Here is an 18,509-nt window from a genome sequence, read left to right as displayed (position 1 = left end):
GCCTATCCTCCTACCGCCTCTGGCCGACGTGACGGCCGGCACCTTCAGGCACGGCCAAATTCGCGTGGGCTCCTGCAACCGCCTTGACCTTGTCGAGAATGACGGCCGGCGCCGGTGTGGCCTTGCCGGCCTTGCTGTCGACATGCAGCAACATGTGTTCGGCGGTTGCCAGAGCCTCGCCCGTCGCCGTGTCGTACAGAGTGTGGAAGACATGCAGCCGCTTCTCGTCGACGGAGAGGATCTGGCAGGTCGAGTGGATCGCCTGGCCGAGTTTCGCCTCGCCGAGATGGCGGATATGGGTTTCCACCGTGTAATAGCTCTGCCCCGCCTCGACATAGGCGAGATCGACGCCGATGAGGCGCAGCAATGCGTCCGATGTATCGCCGAAAACCTGCAGGTAGCGGTGCTCGGTCATATGGCCGTTATAGTCGACCCAGGCAGGGCCGACTTTCGTCTCCACGAGCCTCAGCGGCTTCGACGGGTCGAAAGACGTGGCCGCCCTACCGCCTTGCGCCCAGAGCGATTGCTCGAAGTCCTTCAGCAGCTTGCCGGCGCCCCAGCCCTTGCCGCCATCGCCGCCCTTGAGGGCCTGCAGGATGCCGACGAGGTTTTCGTCGCGGATGCGTTCGAGCTCGCGGATCGACAGGCCGGCCGCCTGTTCGTCGGATTGCCGGCCGATCTTTTCGATCAGCGCATCGTCGAGATCGACGACATCGGTGAGCTTGGTCCAGGGCCAGGCGAGGCATGGACCGAACTGGGCGAGGAAGTGGCGCATGCCGGCCTCGCCGCCGGCAATGCGGTAGGTCTGGAAAAGGCCCATCTGCGCCCAGCGCAAGCCGAAAGAGTAGCGGATGACATCGTCGAGGGTCTCGACCGTGCAAATATCGTCATGGATCAGCCACAAGGCCTCACGCCAGAGCGCTTCGAGCAGCCGGTCGCCGACAAAGGCCTCGATCTCCTTGGCGATGTGGACGCCCTTCATACCGAGCGGCGCCAGTCTTTCGATCGCCGCCCGGATGGTCGCCGCCGAGGTTTTTTCGCCACCGACGATTTCGACGAGCGGCAGCAGATAGACGGGATTATAGGGGTGGGCGACGAAGAGGCGTTCGGGATGCGTCATGTCGCGCTGCAGATCGGTCGGCAGCAGGCCTGAGGTGGAAGAGCCGATCAGGGCGTCCGAGCGTGCTGCAGCATCGATCTCAGTCAGGACGCGGCGCTTGAGGTCGAGCCTTTCCGGCACGCTTTCCTGAATCCAGTCGGCGCCGGCGACAGCTTCCTCGAGCTTCGCGCAGAAGGTCAGCCTGCCGCGGGGCGGCAGGGGTGCTCCGGTCAGCATGGCATAGGCTTTTTCGGCGTTAGCGAGCACTTCGCCGACGATGCGGCTCGCTTCCGGATGCGGATCGAACACATCAACGTCAATGCCGGCCAGCAGAAAACGCGCGATCCATCCGCCGCCAATGACGCCGCCGCCGATACAAGCCGCCTTGTTGATCCCAGTCATGCCGTCCTCAGCGCTTCGTCAGTTTGAGTTTCTTGCGAACGTCTTCCGGGCCGATAATCCGGGCACCCATGCCCTCGACCACTTGCACGGCCTTTTCAACGAGCTCAGCATTGGTGGCGAGTTGGCCCTTGCCGACAAAGAGATTGTCCTCCAGGCCGACGCGCACGTTGCCGCCGGCCAGAACGGCTGCCGCCGGATAGGCCATGGCGTTGCGGCCGATCGAAAAGGCCGAAAAAGTCCAGCTCTGAGGCACGTTGTTGACCATCGCCATGAAGGTATTGAGATCGTCGGGCGCCCCCCATGGTATGCCCATGCAGAGCTGGATCAGCACCGGGTCTTCGATCAGGCCTTCCTCGGCAAGCTGCTTGGCAAACCAGAGATGGCCGGTGTCGAAAGCCTCGATTTCGGGGCGCACGCCGAGATTGGTCATCTTCTTCGCCATGGCCCGCAGCATGGCCGGCGTGTTGGTCATGACATAGTCGCCGAGGTTGAAGTTCATCGTGCCGCAGTCGAGCGTGCAGATTTCAGGCAAGCATTCGGCGATATGGCTGACGCGCTCGGTGGCGCCGGCCATATCCGTGCCGTTAGGATTGAGGGGAAGGGGGCTTTCGACATCCCCGAAAATCAGGTCTCCGCCCATGCCGGCGGTGAGATTGAGGACGACATCGACATCGGCCGAGCGGATTCGGTCGGTGACCTCCCTGTAGAGGTCGTTGCGGCGGCTGGCAGCACCCGTTTCCGGGTCGCGGACGTGGCAGTGAACCACCGCAGCACCAGCCTTTGCCGCGTCGATGGCGGAATCGGCGATCTGCTTGGGAGTGATCGGCACGTGGCTGGATCTGGAAACCGTGTCGCCGGCGCCGGTAACGGCGCAGGTAATGAAGACATCGCGGTTCATCGCAAGAGGCATGTTTTTGTTCTCCCTCGTCTTGTCGGCATTACGCGACAGGATGAAGGACGATGCGTTGCAATATCGGAAGCAACCGATACATTATCGGAACTCTAGGGAGATGATCTTGCTGCAGCGATCCACAGAACGGCTCGATATCGACCTTCTCGTCCTGCCGGACGCGAACCTGATCCTGATCGCCTCGGTGATCGAGCCGCTGCGCGGCGCCAACCGCATTTCCGGCAGCGAGCTCTATCGCTGGCGGCTGCTGACGCCGGACGGAGCACCGGTCCCGACCACCAGCAATATTGCCGTGCCCGCGCAAGGCGCTTTCAAGGCGACGACCGAGGATACGCCGCTGTTCGTACTTGCCAGTTACAACTGGCGCCGAAGTGCTACGCCGGCGCTGAAGATGCAGCTCTCCCAGGCCGCCCGCTACCGGACGATGATTGCCGGCATCGAGTCCGGCACCTGGCTGCTAGCCGAAGCCAGCCTGCTCGACGGGCTCCCGGCAACCGTCCACTGGGAGGACTACGAGGATTTTGCGCTGGCCTATCCTGAGGTGCGGGCCGTCAAGGATCGTTTCGTCATCGACGGCAAGCGGCTGACGACGTCAGGTTCGCTTCCGACCGTCGACCTGATGCTGGAGGTGATCCGCCAACGGCAGGGTTATTCGCTGGCGCTCGAGGTCAGCCGGCTGTTCCGCTACGAGCAGCCGTCCTTCCATGCGGACGAGCAGCTTTCCGCAGCCTCGGCGGGGTTGCGCATGCATGATCCCCGCGTGACCCAGGCAGTACGGCTGATGGAGGAGCATATCGAGCAGCCTCTGGTCCTGACACGGCTGGCCCGGCGGGTGGGCATCAGCGCCCGGCATCTGCAGTATCTCTTCCAGCAGAGCATCGGCGCGCCGCCGCATGTGCACTATCTGGCGCTGCGCCTGAATGCGGCGCGCCGCAAGGTGATCGAGACGACAGCCTCTTTCGCCGACATCGCGGCGGCAACCGGCTTCAATTCGGCCTCAGCCTTTGCGAGAAGCTACCGGGCGAGTTTTTCCGAGAGCCCGTCCGAGACCCGGCGCCGCTTGCGCCGCCGCATCACGTCATCGCAGGCGCCGGTATAGGCTGGAACGCGTCCCGTATCATCTCAGCAAGCTCCCGAACGGCCTCGCTGGAACGGTAGGTGCTTCGGCGGAGCACGACCTTGGAGGAGTCGACCGGCGGGAAACCGTCTTCGGCGGTCAGCTCCCGGCAGCCGGGCGGTATATTGCTGCGGGAAAGCGTGGTCACGGCAAGGCCGGCAATCACGGCATTCTTCAGCCCCGAGCCGGTATCGGCGATGAAGGCGATCCGATAGTTGCGGCCGATCTGCTCCAGCGACCGGAGCGCGAAATCGCGCGACCAGGTGGAATTGCGATAGGTCGCAATCGGCAGGGGATCGATGTCGTGCAGCCGATGGACCATTGATGTGACCCAGACCGTGGGATCAATGCAGATGACCTCGCCTTTCGTCTCATCGCTCCAGTCGAAAACGACGGCCAGATCAAGCTCGTCCCGCTCGAGGGCGGCGAGGTTACGGACGGTATAGTCGCAGGACACGGTCACCTCGACGGCCGGGTGGCGAACGGCGAAAGCCGCGAGCGCCGCCGGCAGTACCGTCTGGCTGTATTCCTCGGGAATTCCGATGCGCACCGGCCCATCTAGCGGCTTGCTGCGGATCGTCGCGGCGGCCTCGTTCAAGAGGTCGATGATCCTGCGGGCATAGGGGACGAGTTGCATGCCTTGACGCGTCAGTAATACGCCGCGGGCGCCGCGCTCGAACAGCGTTTCGCCGATCGTCTGCTCCAGCTTTTTGATCTGGCTGCTGACGGCCGACTGCGTCCGCCCGATGCGCTGAGCGGCCGCGGAGAAGTTCGACGTCTCGGCGACGACAAGAAAGGTTCTCAGCAGGTCGCTTTCAATCGGCTCGTGCATGTTCAGCCATAGAAAAAATCGATGATAGCCATCTCTACTATTCGTTTGTCTGATGTCAATTCTGGGCGCACAAATGACCCGCGTTCGACTTCCTTCTTTGAGAATATCTGCGTGACAATTAAAAATCCGGCCAGACGCCTCGCAAGCAGCGAGCATGAGAAGGGTGTGTTTCTCATCGTTGCTGCGACACTTGCCTGGAGCGCGAGCGGCGTCTATTCGCGACTCCTGACGACCGACGTATGGACGGCGATCGCCTGGCGATCGTTGTTCGGTGGCCTGTTCCTGCTGATCCCCTGCCTTTTCCTCGAAGGGGGTATTTCACGGCAGCAATGGCGTTTCATCTTCCATCCGTCCAGCCTTGCGATGATCGCCTGCCAGACCTTCAGTCAGGGCTGCTTCATCGGGGCGCTCTACATGACCACCGTCGCCAATGTGACGATGATCTATGCGACCGCGCCATTTATCGCGGCCATGCTCGGCTGGGTCATCCTCAGGGAGAGGGTCTCCAGGCGGACGCTGATTGCCGGCGGCATCTCGCTCCTCGGCGTCGCGGTCATCGTCGCCTCGTCGATCGGCGGCGGCACCGGATGGGGCGACCTGCTGGCGCTCGGCATGACAGCGTCCTTCGCGCTCGTCATCATCATTCCGCGGATCAGTCCCGACGTGCCGAGCCTGCCGCCGACCGTGGTCAGCGCTTTCCTGACGCTTGCACTCTTCGCGCCGTTCGGTTCGGTAGGCTCGCTCGACCTGCACAACTGGATCGTTCTTGCTGCCTTCGGCGCGACCAATTTCTCCCTGGCACTGGTGCTCTTCCTTGCCGGGGCGAAGCGGATGCCGCCAGCGGAGGCGGCGCTGATCGGCACAATGGAAATCGTGCTCACGCCGTTCTGGGTCTGGCTGCTGTTTTCCGAAGAGCCGCCCGTCGCCACGTTTTTCGGCGGCGCGATCATCCTCGGCGCAGTGATCTGGCACACGGCCATCGACGTCAGCCGCAGCCGGCGACCGCATCGCGCCTAAAGCCTTTAGGCGGCGATCAATCTTCCGGGACGATCCGGAAAACCGCCGTATTCGCGGGATCAGTTACTCCCCTGCACAGCGAGCTATGGCGACTTTGCCGACTGTCGTCTTTGCGTTGCACCCATGTCGTTTTCTTGATCGCTGTTTTCCGTCAGGCATGGTTTGTTTGTGGTGTTCAAGGCGCTATCTCGCAAACTGGCGAAATGGGCATTGGGAAGCCGGCCTGACGCGCCGACGCTCCCAGCAGCGGTAGGAGAACTGAAATCCTCAAGGAAATCGCCGGATAGAAATCCGGAAAGATATCGAGATGGATCGAAAGGAGATTCTGGAGCTGGAAACCAGCTCTTGGCAGAGCAAATCGACGGATTGCAGGCAGACGATCACGAGCGGAACGACAGGCGAAAGCCATGGCGTTTACTCCTCTTCTCCATTCAATCTGTCCCTTTTGCAAAATCCGAATATCGCCCGATGCGGCGGTATCCTCGTGTTGTGGACACCGGGCTGCTGAGGAGGCAGGCCGGAGGGAAGGTTGCCATCGGCTGCATTGGTTGCAGATCGAGGCATTCAAACAAGTGGGAGGAATTCATGAGTAAAAATAGAGGCGTCGTCTATCTCCGGCCGGGCAAGGTCGAAGTTCGCGACATCGACGACCCGAAGCTGGAAGCGCCTGACGGCCGCCGCATCGAACACGGCGTCATTCTGAAAGTGATTTCTACCAATATCTGCGGCTCCGATCAGCACATGGTCCGCGGCCGCACGACGGCGATGCCGGGCCTGGTCCTTGGTCATGAAATCACCGGCGAGATCATCGAGAAAGGCATCGATGTCGAGATGCTCGAAATCGGCGATATCGTCTCGGTGCCTTTCAATGTCGCTTGCGGCCGCTGCCGCTGCTGCAAGTCTCAGGATACCGGTGTCTGCCTGACGGTAAACCCGGCCCGCGCCGGCGGTGCTTATGGTTATGTCGACATGGGCGGCTGGATCGGCGGACAGGCACGCTACGTCACCATTCCCTACGCAGATTTCAACCTGCTGAAAATCCCCGATCGGGACAAGGCAATGGCGAAGATCCGGGATCTCACCATGCTCTCCGACATCCTGCCCACCGGCTTCCATGGCGCAGTGCGGGCAGGCGTTGGCGTCGGCTCGACCGTCTATGTCGCAGGCGCGGGCCCCGTCGGCCTTGCGGCTGCCGCTTCGGCTCGCATTCTCGGCGCCGCAGTCGTGATGATCGGTGACTTCAACAAAGACCGTCTGGCGCATGCGGCGAAGGTCGGTTTCGAACCGATCGACCTGTCGAAGAGCGACCGTCTTGGCGACATGATCGCGCAGGTCGTCGGCACCAACGAAGTGGACAGCGCCATCGATGCTGTCGGCTTCGAGGCCCGCGGCCACTCGGGCGGGGAACAGCCGGCGATCGTGCTCAATCAGATGATGGAGATTACCCGTGCCGCCGGTTCGATCGGCATTCCCGGCCTCTACGTTACCGAGGATCCAGGTGCTGTCGACAATGCCGCCAAACACGGCAATTTGTCGCTTCGCTTCGGCCTCGGATGGGCCAAGGCGCAGTCCTTCCACACCGGCCAGACTCCGGTGATCAAATACAATCGTCAACTCATGCAGGCGATCCTCCACGACCGACTGCCAATTGCCGATATCGTCAACGCCAAGGTCATCCCGCTCGACGATGCCGCCAATGGATATGAGAGCTTCGACCAGGGAGCGGCGACGAAATATGTCCTCGATCCGCATGGCGAGGTGGCGAAAGCCGCATAGCGACATTACTGCACACATAGGAATGGCCGGGCGAAAACCCGGCCATTCCGCATTCTCGAAAAATTGGACGGCGAACTACTGGATGCTGAACGGGAAATATTTGGCGTTGATCATGTCATAGGTTCCGTCCGCCTGGATGCTCTTCAACGCTTCGTTCAGACGTGTCAGACGCTCCTTGTCATCCAAGCGCAGCGCTATACCGGCGCCTTCACCAAAATAGGTGACGTCGACCAGGTCCGGCCCCTTGAACTCGCAGCAGCTTCCAGCCTTGGTGTTGGCAATCCAATCATAGATGGCCAGTTTATCCTCGAGGATAATGTCGACGCTCCCATCCGCCAGACCCTTGTACAATTCCGGCGAAGACCGAAACACCGTCTTTTTCATTGCCGGATAAAGATGGTTGGCATAGGATTCCTGCGCTGTCGACGACGTCACCCCAAGAATTTTGTCGCTGAGGGCGGCGGGGCTGACATCGCTGATCGACGAATCCTTCCGGGCGATGAACACCGACGGGCTGTTGTAGTATTTTTCAGTGAAGGCAACCTTTTGACGTCGCTCAAGGCTCATCGACATGGATGAGATGATCGCGTCGTATTTGTCGGCAACGAGATCGGGGATGATGTCGTCCCACTTCTCGATGATAAATTGGCATTCAAACTTGCCGACCTCGCACAGCGCATTGGCAATATCGATATCGAAGCCTTGAAGCTTGTTGTTTGAATCGAGATAGTTGAAGGGCGGAAATGCACCTTCGACGGCAATTCTCATTGGCATGCGATCCTGCGCAGCCACCTCGAGCGGCGCGGCCGCCGCTAACAAGACACCGATCCCGCCCGCCATCAGCGTTCCGCGCAATATGGTCTGAATGGATATGCGCAACATCGTCGGGAGCTCCTTGGGGCATAGTCGATCTCGCGCCATAGTGGGCCACAGCTTTTAATTCTACGTGAACGCTTCTTTGTTAGCGTCGACGAATGCGCCCGTGTCGTGGTGTTCAGGGGTCTAGGCTTGCAGATCGTTCTTCCTTCCAGCTCCAATACGTTTCAGCAATCCTGGATCGCCTCCGGGAGAATTCTGTTCCTTATTGCCGTCAGCGGGCTCGGAGCGATCGGGCTTGTCGTACTCTCGGCGCTCTGGGCAGGAACCGAAAGCGATGCCGCAGCCCTCGATCGACAGCGTCAGCTTGTGAATGCCCGCCTGCGCGAACAGGTCGATCAAGTCGCGCATGTTATCGGCCAGTTCGGCAATGGCTACCTCGCACGTGTCTATCCTGCCGCCCTTTCGACCGAAGGCTCCTCCGGCCTCGATGCCGTTTTGACGGCAGCAGCCGGGAGTGCGATCGGCCAGACGGCTATGTCGGCGTTCGGCTACGACCAGGCCTTTGTTGTCGATGAAAAGGCGCAACTGCTCATGCTGGCGGACGCCCAAACGGAGAAGCGGTACCGCTGGATGAGGCCTCTCTTTTTGCCTCTCCTTCAGGATGCCCGCTTTGGGGTCAGGCGAAGCACGGCTTTGAACGAAAGAACGCCATCCTCAATGGAAGCCCGCCTTGCGAGCGCCGCCCATTCCAACCGTGCTCTGGCCAATCTGATGCGGCTCGAGGGCCGGCCGACCATCGTCGGAGTCGTCGCCATTAACGAGGCTGCCGGGGGACAGCGCCAGCCGATGCGGCAATTCCTGATCGTCGTGCGCTTTATCGATGGTGCGGCGCTGGACGAATTGAGCCGGCAACAGGGCCTTAACGGCGCCCGCTTCGCGCGCACTGCCGATGCGGACGAAAATGAGGTTGCGTTCCAGATTGACGCCACGGCAAACGGCGAACCGATCGGCTTTATCGTATGGCGGCCGGATCTTCCAGGTTCGAGGGTGATCGGTCGATTGATGCCGGCGCTTTCGATTGCCGCCTTGGTGATCGCGATCCTGTTCTCGGTCTTGCTGGTGCGCCTGCGAAGGAGTCTCGGCGAGTTGAAGAAAAGCGAGCTGCATGCAAGGCAGCTTGCCTTGCATGATGTGCTCACCGATCTTCCCAACCGCGCTTTGTTCGCTATGAGGTTCGACGAGTGCCTGGCCGAGACGCAGAATTCGACCGAGCGCTCGGCGGTCGCACTTCTCGACCTCGATCGCTTCAAAGCGGTGAACGACACATTCGGCCATGCCGCCGGCGATGAACTCATCAGGATGGCCGCCGAGCGGATCCGCTCGCTGCTTCGTCCGGGCGACACGCTTGCCCGGCTAGGGGGCGACGAATTTGCGCTGCTTCTCCGGGACATCAAAGATCATGACCACGTTTTGCCGGCAATATGCGAAGCGATCGTTGCCGAACTTGGCAAACCCTTCCCGCTTTTGCGCGGCGAAGCGGTTGCGCGCGTCGGCGGCTCGATCGGCGTGACCGTCGTGCCGGATGCCGGGCGGAATGCCGATGACATCATGCGCTACGCCGACGTCGCGCTGTACGAGGCAAAGATGGGCGGCCGAGGCCAGTGGCGTCTCTATTCACCGTCCATGGACGGCGGCCGAAATGCACGCGACATTCTCAAGAACGAATTGCGGGAAGTTCTGGCCAAAGGCATGGCCTCAGATGGTCCACACGCCGATCCGGTTTCGAACCGGCCGGACTTCGGATCGCTCGAGGTCTATTACCAAACGGTCCATCGCGCTGAGGCAGGATACGCGGCGTCGGGCGCGGAAGCTCTCGTGCGTTGGCGTCACAGTCAGCGCGGGCTGTTGACGCCTGCCAGCTTCATCCCTGTCGCCGAGGAGGGCGGCCTCATCGACGCTCTCGGTTTCTGGGTCTTGCGCGAAGCCTGCAGAGCCGCCTGCAAATGGCCGGAGGACACGTTTGTTGCGGTCAACGTGTCTCCTGCCCAGTTGAGAAGACCGAATTTCGCCGAGGAAGTTTTCGCCGTGCTTGAGGAGAGCGGTCTGCAGCCGTCCCGGCTCGAGCTCGAACTCACCGAGTCCTCACTGATCGAGGACAACTCGGACGTTTATACGGTGCTGAAGTCGTTGCGCAGCCGGGGTGTCCAGGTTTCGCTGGATGATTTCGGAACTGGCTTTTCATGCCTCAGCCATCTCCTGCGCTTCGATATCGACCGCATCAAGATCGATCGATCGTTCGTCTCACAGCTCGGCACCAAGGCCAATGGGGCGGCAATCATTGGCGCCATCGTCGCGCTCAGCCGTAACCTCGGTATCTCGACGACGGCCGAAGGGGTCGAAACCGATTATCAACGCGACTTTCTGGCCGCCCTCGGCTGCACCGACCTCCAAGGCTACTTCTTCTCCAAACCCGTTCCTATTGGCGAGCTTGATATTTTCCGGAAAGCTGAAAGCGCCGCTGGGTTACTGACGACCGCCCGAGGCGCCGTCGCGTGAGAGGCTTCAGATCTTCCGCAGGCTAGGGGAACTTTCGCCCCGCGTCGCGGTTGACGCGCGAAGACCGAATGGAGGATGTGATGGGCGAGGTCGGGGAATGGCGGCACCTTTGCGTCGACATGCAGCGGATGTTTGCCGAAGACACGCCGTGGCACGTTCCCTGGATGGTACAGATCTCTCCCCAGATCGAAGAGCTGGCCGGGCGGCATCCGTCGCGAACGATCTTTACCCGCTTCCTGCCACCCGAGCGTGCGGACGACATGCCGGGGAAATGGCGGGATTATTACCAGAAATGGTGGATGATGACGGGCGAACATCTTCCGCGCGGCTTCATAGATCTCGCCCCATCGCTGGCCTCGTTGGTTCCGCCGGCAAGGCACTTCGACAAACGCACTTATTCGCCTTGGATCGACGGCCGCCTGCATCCGATCCTTCAGTCGGAGCGGGTCGATACGCTTGTGATAACGGGCGGTGAAACGGATGTCTGCGTGCTTGCCACGACGCTCGGCGCGATCGATCTCGGCTATCGTGTCATCGTGCTGAACGACGCCGTCTGTAGCGGCGCCGACGATACGCATGACGCGTCACTGGAACTTCTGCACGATCGGTTTTCCGTGCAGCTCGAACTCATGGATACCGAAGAGTTTTTGAGATGCGTTGGCTAGTACGCTTGGCGTGACGATGAAGGCTTCGCCGTAATACTGCTCATCGCCTCCACCGACAGTGGCTGCATGACGGGAGGCGTCGGTGGCGACGACCATGGGCGTGAGATTCCCTGCTTCCGTCATTGATAGGTGCGAATGATATGATCTTGGCCCATCCGGCCAGTTGCCACGGATGACCGAGAGGTCGGCCTTAGCGCCTGCCGATCGATGGACTAAACACCATGAGGCTCAGGACCTCAAAGAGCACCTGTGCTGCGGCGTGCGCCGTGTTGGTCGTTGCGTCATATTGCGGGGCGACTTCGACGACGTCACCACCCACCAGATTTATCCCCTTCAGTCCGCGTATCAGTTCAAGGACTTCACGCGTGGTCAATCCACCGACCTCGGGCGTGCCCGTGCCGGGCGCAAAGCTCGGATCGAGGCTGTCGACGTCGAAGGAAAGATAGGTGGGGCCGTCGCCGACGATGGATTTTGCCTTGGCAATGACGGCCGCAATCCCCATTCCGCTGATGTCCTCTGCGTGGATCACGGTCATTCCCGAAGCGTAGGAGAATTCCCACAAATATTCCGCCGAACCACGGATGCCGATCTGGATAGTCCGTGTCGGATCGAGCACGCCGTCAAGCACCGCATTGCGGAACGGCCCACCGTGATGAAACTTCGTCTGATCGAAAGCGCCGCTTGTATCGCAATGGGCATCAATATGGATGAGGCCGACCGGTTGCTGCCGGCCGATGGCCTTCAAAATCGGGTGGCTGATGGAATGATCGCCTCCGACGGAAAGCGGGGCCACGCCGGCATCGACGATCTGGCCGATCCGCTTTTCGATGTCGTCGTGGCTGAGTTCCAGCCGGTAACGGCTTTGGAACGATATGTCGCCGATATCGGCGACCCGAAGATCGAAGACCGGCGCCGTAGCGAGAACATGATTGTAGGGGCCGATCCTTTCGATGGCGCGAAGTGCTCTCGGTCCGAAACGCGAGCCTGGACGATTGGTGACGCCAAGATCCATGGGGATCCCGGTGATCGCAACCTGGAGATTGCCGAAATCCGGATCATCGGCCGCGACCTGCATGTAGGGTGCGCTGAGGAAGGTCGGCACTCCGGCGTATGGCGCCAGTCTCGTGCCGCTCTTGGAGATGATCTTCTCCGCTACTTTGCGAAACTTCTCATCGAATATCTCGCCGCCATTGGCGTCTGCAAATTCTGCGCGCAGTTGCTCGAGCCGCGTTTTATCCCACACCATATGCATGCGTCTCCGCTTCAGGTCCGTCTCGTCAGACAAAGAGGTTGAGAAAACAATTGGTATCGTTGTAGCAATCGGTATCAAAGAGAAATCGATATGATCGCTGCAAAACCCAATTCCCTCGTTGCCCGCCTCTCTGCCCCGCCCATTCCTTCCGTCGTCGCCTGGAGCCACGAATACAAGGGGGGAAAAGGGCCACTCATCGATTTGTCGCAAGCTGTGCCCGGCTATCCCGCGCATCCGGAGATGCTTCGGCTTCTCGCCGAGGCGGCTGGGCAACAGGCGATGACAGGATACGGGCCGATCGAGGGCGAACCTTTATTGCGCAAGACCTACGCGGCTCACGTTGCCGAATTTTACGGCGCCGACCTTTCCGCCGGCAATATCCACATTACCGCCGGCTGCAATCAGGCGTTCATGTGTTCGGCAATCGCGCTTGCCGGCGCCGGCGATACCGTCGCGCTGACCAATCCCTTCTATTTCAATCACGATACGACGCTGTCGATGCTGGGGATCGGTCGACGGCTGGTCGATTGCGACCCAGCCTTCGGCTTTCTTCCCGATCCAGGTTCGGCCGAGGCGGCCCTTGCGGCCGGCGCGAAGATGCTTGCCGTCGTCACACCAAACAATCCCACCGGGGCCGTGTATCCGCCGAGCCTGCTGCATGAGCTTTTCGTTCTCTGCCGGAGATACGGCGCCTGGCTGATCCTCGATGAAACCTATCGCGATTTCCTCGGCGAGGATAACGGACGGCCACACTCACTCCTCTCAGAGCCGGGCTGGGAAGACACGCTCGTTCTTCTCTACAGCTTCTCGAAATCCTTCTGCATCCCCGGTCACAGGCTGGGTGCAATCACGGCAGGGCCTAAACTCATCGCCGAGATCGCCAAGGTGATGGACAATATGCAGATCTGCGCGCCGCGCTCGGCCCAGATCGCCGTTGCATCGGCGATCCCGGCGCTTGCCGATTGGCGGGCCGGCAACCGGCTGGAGATTGCTCGCCGGGCGGACGCTTTGAGGTTGGTCTTTTCCGGGCTGCCGGATTGGGAGATCGGTGCGATTGGCGCCTATTTCGCCTTTGTCCGCCATCCCCACGCCGATCGATCGTCTTCCGAAGTTGCCGAGAAACTCGCCAAGGAATCCGGCATCGTTTGTTTGCCCGGCGCCTATTTCGGCGAGGGCCAGGAGCGTTACCTCAGACTTGCCTTTGCCAATGCGGATGTCGCCTCGATTGGGCTATTGTCCGAGCGCCTTCGCTAGACCGTTTTGATCAACCTCCGCCGGAAGTTCATGATAGCCGCCGCGCCAGTAGAGCAGCGGCCCTATGCCCTGCCGGATTTCCATTGCGCAAACATGTCCGACCAAAATGGCATGGGAATTGTAGTGGAAAGCGGTTTCGAGCTTGCAGTCCAGGACCGTCAGGGCGTTTTCAAGGGCGGCCGCGCCGGTCTTGAGGCGATACCATCCTGCACCGCCGTAGCGTTCGGCGCCCTTTCGTCCGTCAAGACCGGCAAAGGATTGCGCCACCTGTTGCTGGTCGGCGGCGAGCACGTTGACGCAGAAGCAGCCGTACCGCTGCAGCGCCGGCCATGAGGAAGACGCTCGGTTGACGCTGACGATGACGGACGGCAACTCCGCCGATAGCGAGGAGACCGACGTTGCCGTGAAGCCGGTGCGGTGTTGCCCGTCGCCGACCGTAATCACGCTGACGGCACCCGCCAGATGACGCATCGAAAGCTTGAAGTCCGCTTCGCTGATCAAAGCCTCGACACTCATCGGGCTGGCTCTTTTGTTTTGGCAAAGCGGTTTACCGGCATTGAAAGACCGAGGTTTTCGCGCAAGGTCTTGCCTTCGTATTCCTCGCGGAACAGCCCGCGGCGTCGAAGCTCTGGCAGGACAAGCCGCACGAAGTCGTCGAGGCTGGACGGCAAGGTCGGAAACATCAGGATGAAGCCGTCGGCGGCGCGCGTTTCGAACCATTCCTCCATGAAGTCGGCAATCTGGGCCGGCGTGCCCGTCATGCCATTTCCGGTATGCTTCTCGGCATAGTGCCGGATGAGTTCGCCGACGGTGCGGCCGCTTCTGACGAAATCGACCAGCTCGTCGAACAAGGCGCGTGATCCCTTGGGCGCCGCCGGCAGCCGATCCATGGGGAAAGGCTTGTCGAGTGCGACGTCGCGCAGGTCCGCCTCGAGGAATTCGGAGAGCATCAGCCGGCCGACATCCGGATGCATCTTGTCGATCAGATAATCCACCTTCGCCTTTGCCTCGGCTTCAGTTTCACCGACGTTGATCACGATGCCCGGCATGATTTTCAGATCGTCCGGATCGCGCCCATGGGCCGGCATCCGGCTCTTGACGTTTTCGTAGAAGGTCCGGTTTCGGTCGATATTCGATGCCAGGCTGAAGACGATCTCCGCCGTGCGTGCCGCCATGTCCATTCCGGGTTCCGAACCGCCCGCCTGGGCGATGACAGGACGGCCCTGGGGCGTTCGCGCGATGTTGAGGGGTCCGCGAACCTGGAAGTGCGTGCCTTTGTGATTGAGCGTGTGGTGCTTGTCCTTGTCGTAGTAGACACCGTTTTCACGGTCGAGAAGCAGTGCGCCGTCCTCGAAGCTGTCCCAAAGACCGAATACGACATCAACGAACTCGTTGCCACGCTCGTAGCGTAACGCATGCGGGTCGAGCCCTTCACGATTGAAATTGTAGCCGGTTTCGTCGTGGTCGGAGGTGACGACATTCCAGCAGACACGGCCCTTACTCAGATGGTCGATCGAGGCGAACAAGCGCGCGACATTGTATGGTTCGTAATAACTCGTCGATACCGTCGCCACGAGACCGAGGTCATTGGTGGTGACCGCCAGAGCCGAAAGCAGCGACAGCGGTTCGAAACGGTTCATCTTGGTTGGAATGCGGGCAAGCGCTTTCGGATCGCCGACGGCAGCGGCAGGAGAATCCGCCATGAACATGAAATCGAATTTGGCCGCCTCGGATCGTTTGGCGACATCGAGCAGATGGGCGAAGTCGTTGGCGCCATTGACGTCGCTTGCCGGATGCAGCCAGGAGGCCGGGTGAAAGCCGAATGTGTAGACGAAAGTCCCGAGTTTCATCTTGTCGGTTCGCGCCATCGAGCTCTCCTGCTATGTCGGCCACGCCGCCAACGGTGGAGGGCGACTGCGTAAATTATCGCCAGGCGCAAATTTTCATCAATATCGCTCAGCTAGGTTCCGTTTTAGTTTTTCTAAAGTATCGGCTTAGGCGCTGACGCCAGGGCCTGCTGACGGGAAATGGCAATGAGCCACTCGCGGAATTCGTGCCCGTGGGGCTTCTGCAAGGCCGCACGGTCCCAGGCGAGAAAATAGCTTTCGCGCAGTGCAATGCGCAGGTCGACGGGAATGACCAGCGTTTGCGCTTCAAGCTCGTCTGATATCATCGACATTTGTGCGAGCACGACGCCGCGCTTGTTGACAGCAGCATCAATCGCGCTGCTCGAAAGAGTGAAGGAAAGGCCCGGCGTCGACGCATCGAGGGGGACACCGGCCTTGGCGGCAAACTCCGCCCAGCTGGGATAAGGGGTGAAGTGCCGTTCCCACTCGACATGGAGGAGGGGCTTTTCGAAAAGATCGCGAGCCGCATGCGCGCGATCCTGCATCAGCGCCGGCGAGCAGGCAGGCACCACCCAATCGCGGAACAGTTCGGTATAGTGTTCGTGCTGGAGGACGTCCGATCCATAGCTGACGCGGAAATCGACATCGTCGAAACCGATCCGGGGCTCTTTGTCGCGTCCGATAATCCTCACTGGAACTTCGGGATGAAGCGCCTGCCAGTCGAAGATGCGCCTGCCGATCCATTTGTTGACGACGGAGGAAAGCGCACTGAGCACCAGCGCCGTCTCGTTGCGCGCCTTTTCCAACAATTGCTGGGCCAGCGCAAATTGCTCGAACCCCTTCGATATCTCCTGATGGTAGAGCCGGCCCCAGGCGGTCAGCTCGACGGTTCGCCCGCTGCGTTCCAGAAGCGAAATTCCAAGAAAGCTTTCGATCTTGCGGATCTGCTGGCTGATGGCGCCCGGCGAAACCCTGAGCTCCAGCGCCGCTGCCGTCACGCCGCCGCAGCGCCCCACCGCCTCGAACGCCTGCAAACTTTTCAGCGGGATCGCCTTGAGGCGCTCATCGGTCACTTGCAGAACCTCTCGTGATTGGCGTCGAGCTCAATTTGCTGCCGGATGAAACGTCCCCGCAAACTGGAACCGGTCGCCTGGATGGGTGAACTCGACATAGGTCACCGTACGACCGTTCTGCCAGGTCTGGCGGATGAGGCTAAGGCAGGCCTCGCCGCGTTCCGTCTGCAGGATCCGCGCCGTCGTGGTGTCGGCCGAAACGGCGCGAATGACATGTTTGGCCTTGGACCAGGGAACCTCGTCAAGCAGCCATTTGCCGGGCGGAGTTGAAGCAAAGCTCTCCTCTCTCGCCCGTGGGACAGCATCGAGCATGATGATCCGCCGCTCGATGGCATTCGGCCTGCCATCGACGATATGCAGGCATTGGAGCCTGAGGACTTCTGCATCGGCAGGTTCCGACAGCTGCTGCGCCTCCGCCTCTCCAAGGCGCTCGATCTTGCGGGCGAGGATTTCGAAGCGGTGTTCGTGCCCGGCCAGTTCCGCTTCGGTGCTGATATCCTGGATATCCATCACCGTGCGGTCGATCTGGGGCGATGCGACAAACGAACCTGTCTTGCGCCGTCTGACAATCATGCCGCGCTCGGCAAGCGCCGACAGCGCCTTGCTGACGGTCATCCGCGAGCACCGATATTCCGCCGCGAGTTCGTGTTCGACGGGAATACGGTCACCGGGCCGCCAATCGCCGCTGATGATCTTCGTCTCGACATCGGTGAAAATACGTTGATAAATCGACACCAAGCCCGCACCTCATCCGGCGTCAGCGACCATAAATACGGGAACGGTCATGCCAGCGAGATCGACGCCACCCGGCACAAATTTTGCGTTCCTCGTCTTTTACATTGACACTCTAGGCCAGCCTATATCTATTTGTATAGTCAAAAGCGGAGCATAGAAATCCGCGCAGAGGAAATCGAAGTCGGGAACAAAAACTCCTCCGCCGGGGGAATAAAAACTGGAGAGATGATCATGAAGGCACATTCACTGCTGAAGGGTCTGGTCGGCGCCGCGTTCCTGCTCGGAGCAGCCGTTTCCGCCCATGCCGCCGACACGCTGGCAGCCGTCAAGGCAGCCGGCACCCTCAAGGTCGGCACCGAAACGGCTTTCGCACCGTTCGACTATATCGATGCCGGCGAACACACGGGCTTGAACGTCGACCTCTTTGCCGAGATCGGCAAGGAACTCGGCGTCAAGATCGAGTGGGTCGCCCTTCCCTGGGACGGCGTCTTCCCGGCGCTCGAGGCCGGCAAGTTCGATGTCGTCGCAGGTCCTGCAACGATCACCAAGAAGCGCATGGAGCGCTATCGCTTCACGCCGCCGATCGCCGAAGCAACGATTGCCATTCTGAAGAAGGCTGGCGACACGACGATCAGCAAGCCGGAAGATATTGCCGGCAAGACGATCGGTGTCGGCAAGGCAACTGCGCAGCTCGACCAGCTGAAGGAATTCTCCGCCACGCTGCCGACCAAGGTCGACGTGCGCGAATATCCCGCCTTTACCGAATCCTACGCCGACCTCGCCGCCGGCCGTATTGCCGGCGTCGCCAATTCGCTGCCGAATATCGCCTTCGTCGCCAGCCAGCGAAAGGGCACCTTCGAAGTCGTCCTGCCGCCATTCGGCAAGAAGTCCTATTTCGGCTTCATCGGTCTCAAGGATGCCGACCATGCGCCCCTGATGGATGCGATCGACGCCGCGATGCTCAAGATCAAGGCAGACGGGCGCATGGCAGAGCTGCAGAAGAAGTGGTTTGGTGCATCTTTCGATACGCCTGATGCTGTCAAGGACCCGGCATTCTGATTTGCCGCCGGTGAAACGAACGCGCCCCGCCAGTGGTCGGGGCGCAATCTGCCGTGGCATCAGAGTTCACGGCCGCAGCGCCCAGGCAAACATCGC

Annotated in this window: 16 protein-coding genes; 7 read left to right on the top strand and 9 right to left on the bottom strand. The window is 60.7% G+C overall.

The features are described from left to right. Window positions 1-10 precede the first annotated feature (10 nt). Together AC245Y_RS35930 and bcoG are read right to left on the bottom strand one after the other, a co-directional pair. Complete coding sequence (locus tag AC245Y_RS35930; RefSeq protein ID WP_017997616.1) at window positions 11-1,501, bottom strand: carnitine 3-dehydrogenase; 1,491 nt, start codon at window positions 1,499-1,501, stop codon at window positions 11-13. 7 nt (window positions 1,502-1,508) lie between these two features. Continuing rightward, window positions 1,509-2,411: a 3-dehydrocarnitine:acetyl-CoA trimethylamine transferase BcoG gene (gene bcoG / locus AC245Y_RS35925; RefSeq protein ID WP_017997617.1), complete on the bottom strand. Its 903-nt coding sequence runs from the start codon at window positions 2,409-2,411 to the stop codon at window positions 1,509-1,511. 40 nt (window positions 2,412-2,451) lie between these two features. Here bcoG and AC245Y_RS35920 point away from each other — a divergent pair, with 40 nt between their 5' ends. After that, window positions 2,452-3,510 carry a GlxA family transcriptional regulator gene (locus AC245Y_RS35920; RefSeq protein ID WP_080635514.1) on the top strand — a complete coding sequence of 353 codons (1,059 nt, stop codon included), beginning with the start codon at window positions 2,452-2,454 and terminating at the stop codon, window positions 3,508-3,510. On the opposite strand, the gene AC245Y_RS35915 is transcribed toward AC245Y_RS35920, so the two are convergent. After that, the gene (locus AC245Y_RS35915; RefSeq protein ID WP_003555529.1) at window positions 3,485-4,360 is read right to left on the bottom strand and encodes a LysR substrate-binding domain-containing protein; all 876 of its coding nucleotides are present in this window, start codon (window positions 4,358-4,360) and stop codon (window positions 3,485-3,487) included. The two genes, AC245Y_RS35920 and AC245Y_RS35915, sit on opposite strands and share 26 nt — an antisense overlap. A 111-nt stretch (window positions 4,361-4,471) precedes the next feature. On the opposite strand from AC245Y_RS35915, the gene AC245Y_RS35910 reads away from it, so the two are divergent. Further along, entirely contained in the window at window positions 4,472-5,377 is a 906-nt protein-coding gene (locus AC245Y_RS35910; protein WP_017997619.1) for a DMT family transporter, read from the top strand. A gap of 585 nt (window positions 5,378-5,962) precedes the next feature. Continuing rightward, complete coding sequence (fdhA, locus tag AC245Y_RS35905) at window positions 5,963-7,153, top strand: formaldehyde dehydrogenase, glutathione-independent (RefSeq protein ID WP_003555532.1); 1,191 nt, start codon at window positions 5,963-5,965, stop codon at window positions 7,151-7,153. Window positions 7,154-7,228: 75 nt separating this feature from the next. Here the strand turns inward: fdhA and AC245Y_RS35900 are convergent, their stop codons facing one another. Continuing rightward, window positions 7,229-8,035 (bottom strand): ABC transporter substrate-binding protein, encoded by an 807-nt coding sequence (locus tag AC245Y_RS35900; RefSeq protein ID WP_003555533.1) that lies wholly within the window; start codon window positions 8,033-8,035, stop codon window positions 7,229-7,231. A gap of 105 nt (window positions 8,036-8,140) precedes the next feature. Between AC245Y_RS35900 and AC245Y_RS35895 the strand changes: the two genes are divergently transcribed. Both AC245Y_RS35895 and AC245Y_RS35890 read left to right on the top strand, forming a co-directional pair. Then, window positions 8,141-10,528, top strand: a complete 2,388-nt coding sequence (locus AC245Y_RS35895) for a putative bifunctional diguanylate cyclase/phosphodiesterase (protein ID WP_017997621.1) — start codon at window positions 8,141-8,143, stop codon at window positions 10,526-10,528. A gap of 80 nt (window positions 10,529-10,608) precedes the next feature. Then, window positions 10,609-11,193: a cysteine hydrolase family protein gene (locus AC245Y_RS35890; protein ID WP_020487190.1), complete on the top strand. Its 585-nt coding sequence runs from the start codon at window positions 10,609-10,611 to the stop codon at window positions 11,191-11,193. Between the two features lie 190 nt (window positions 11,194-11,383). Here AC245Y_RS35890 and speB read toward each other — a convergent pair whose 3' ends face one another. Then, the gene (gene speB / locus AC245Y_RS35885; protein WP_017997623.1) at window positions 11,384-12,439 is read right to left on the bottom strand and encodes an agmatinase; all 1,056 of its coding nucleotides are present in this window, start codon (window positions 12,437-12,439) and stop codon (window positions 11,384-11,386) included. 96 nt (window positions 12,440-12,535) lie between these two features. On the opposite strand from speB, the gene AC245Y_RS35880 reads away from it, so the two are divergent. Next, entirely contained in the window at window positions 12,536-13,699 is a 1,164-nt protein-coding gene (locus AC245Y_RS35880) for an aminotransferase (RefSeq protein ID WP_017997624.1), read from the top strand. On the opposite strand, the gene AC245Y_RS35875 is transcribed toward AC245Y_RS35880, so the two are convergent. The 4 genes from AC245Y_RS35875 to hutC all read right to left on the bottom strand — a co-directional run bounded on the left by AC245Y_RS35875 (window position 13,676) and on the right by hutC (window position 17,357). After that, complete coding sequence (locus AC245Y_RS35875) at window positions 13,676-14,215, bottom strand: flavin reductase family protein (RefSeq protein ID WP_012760690.1); 540 nt, start codon at window positions 14,213-14,215, stop codon at window positions 13,676-13,678. The genes AC245Y_RS35880 and AC245Y_RS35875 overlap by 24 nt on opposite strands. Next, window positions 14,212-15,567, bottom strand: coding sequence for an LLM class flavin-dependent oxidoreductase (locus AC245Y_RS35870; RefSeq protein WP_017997625.1), 1,356 nt, complete (start codon window positions 15,565-15,567; stop codon window positions 14,212-14,214). The genes AC245Y_RS35875 and AC245Y_RS35870 overlap by 4 nt, the downstream gene beginning before the upstream one ends. Window positions 15,568-15,680: 113 nt before the next feature. Further along, entirely contained in the window at window positions 15,681-16,619 is a 939-nt protein-coding gene (locus tag AC245Y_RS35865) for a LysR family transcriptional regulator (RefSeq protein WP_003555542.1), read from the bottom strand. Window positions 16,620-16,649: 30 nt separating this feature from the next. Further along, entirely contained in the window at window positions 16,650-17,357 is a 708-nt protein-coding gene (hutC, locus tag AC245Y_RS35860) for a histidine utilization transcriptional repressor HutC (protein WP_017997626.1), read from the bottom strand. A 228-nt stretch (window positions 17,358-17,585) separates the two neighbouring features. Here hutC and AC245Y_RS35855 point away from each other — a divergent pair, with 228 nt between their 5' ends. Continuing rightward, window positions 17,586-18,413 carry a transporter substrate-binding domain-containing protein gene (locus AC245Y_RS35855; protein WP_003555544.1) on the top strand — a complete coding sequence of 276 codons (828 nt, stop codon included), beginning with the start codon at window positions 17,586-17,588 and terminating at the stop codon, window positions 18,411-18,413. The last annotated feature ends 96 nt before the right edge of the window (window positions 18,414-18,509 follow it).

This window comes from Rhizobium sp. SRDI943 (assembly GCF_057653695.1).
The sequence above is the reverse complement of the archived record's forward strand: the minus strand, read 5'-3'. Positions and strand labels throughout refer to the sequence as shown.

Bases quoted from the DNA above. Each gene is read 5' to 3' on its own strand.
- AC245Y_RS35875 (WP_012760690.1), bottom strand. From the start codon at position 14,215: ATGAGTGTCGAGGCTTTGATCAGCGAAGCGGACTTCAAGCTTTCGATG.
- fdhA (WP_003555532.1), top strand. From the start codon at position 5,963: ATGAGTAAAAATAGAGGCGTCGTCTATCTCCGGCCGGGCAAGGTCGAA.
- AC245Y_RS35855 (WP_003555544.1), top strand. From the start codon at position 17,586: ATGAAGGCACATTCACTGCTGAAGGGTCTGGTCGGCGCCGCGTTCCTG.
- AC245Y_RS35930 (WP_017997616.1), bottom strand. From the start codon at position 1,501: ATGACTGGGATCAACAAGGCGGCTTGTATCGGCGGCGGCGTCATTGGC.
- speB (WP_017997623.1), bottom strand. From the start codon at position 12,439: ATGGTGTGGGATAAAACGCGGCTCGAGCAACTGCGCGCAGAATTTGCA.
- bcoG (WP_017997617.1), bottom strand. From the start codon at position 2,411: ATGCCTCTTGCGATGAACCGCGATGTCTTCATTACCTGCGCCGTTACC.
- AC245Y_RS35880 (WP_017997624.1), top strand. From the start codon at position 12,536: ATGATCGCTGCAAAACCCAATTCCCTCGTTGCCCGCCTCTCTGCCCCG.
- AC245Y_RS35890 (WP_020487190.1), top strand. From the start codon at position 10,609: ATGGGCGAGGTCGGGGAATGGCGGCACCTTTGCGTCGACATGCAGCGG.
- AC245Y_RS35900 (WP_003555533.1), bottom strand. From the start codon at position 8,035: ATGTTGCGCATATCCATTCAGACCATATTGCGCGGAACGCTGATGGCG.
- AC245Y_RS35870 (WP_017997625.1), bottom strand. From the start codon at position 15,567: ATGGCGCGAACCGACAAGATGAAACTCGGGACTTTCGTCTACACATTC.
- AC245Y_RS35915 (WP_003555529.1), bottom strand. From the start codon at position 4,360: ATGCACGAGCCGATTGAAAGCGACCTGCTGAGAACCTTTCTTGTCGTC.
- AC245Y_RS35920 (WP_080635514.1), top strand. From the start codon at position 2,452: ATGAAGGACGATGCGTTGCAATATCGGAAGCAACCGATACATTATCGG.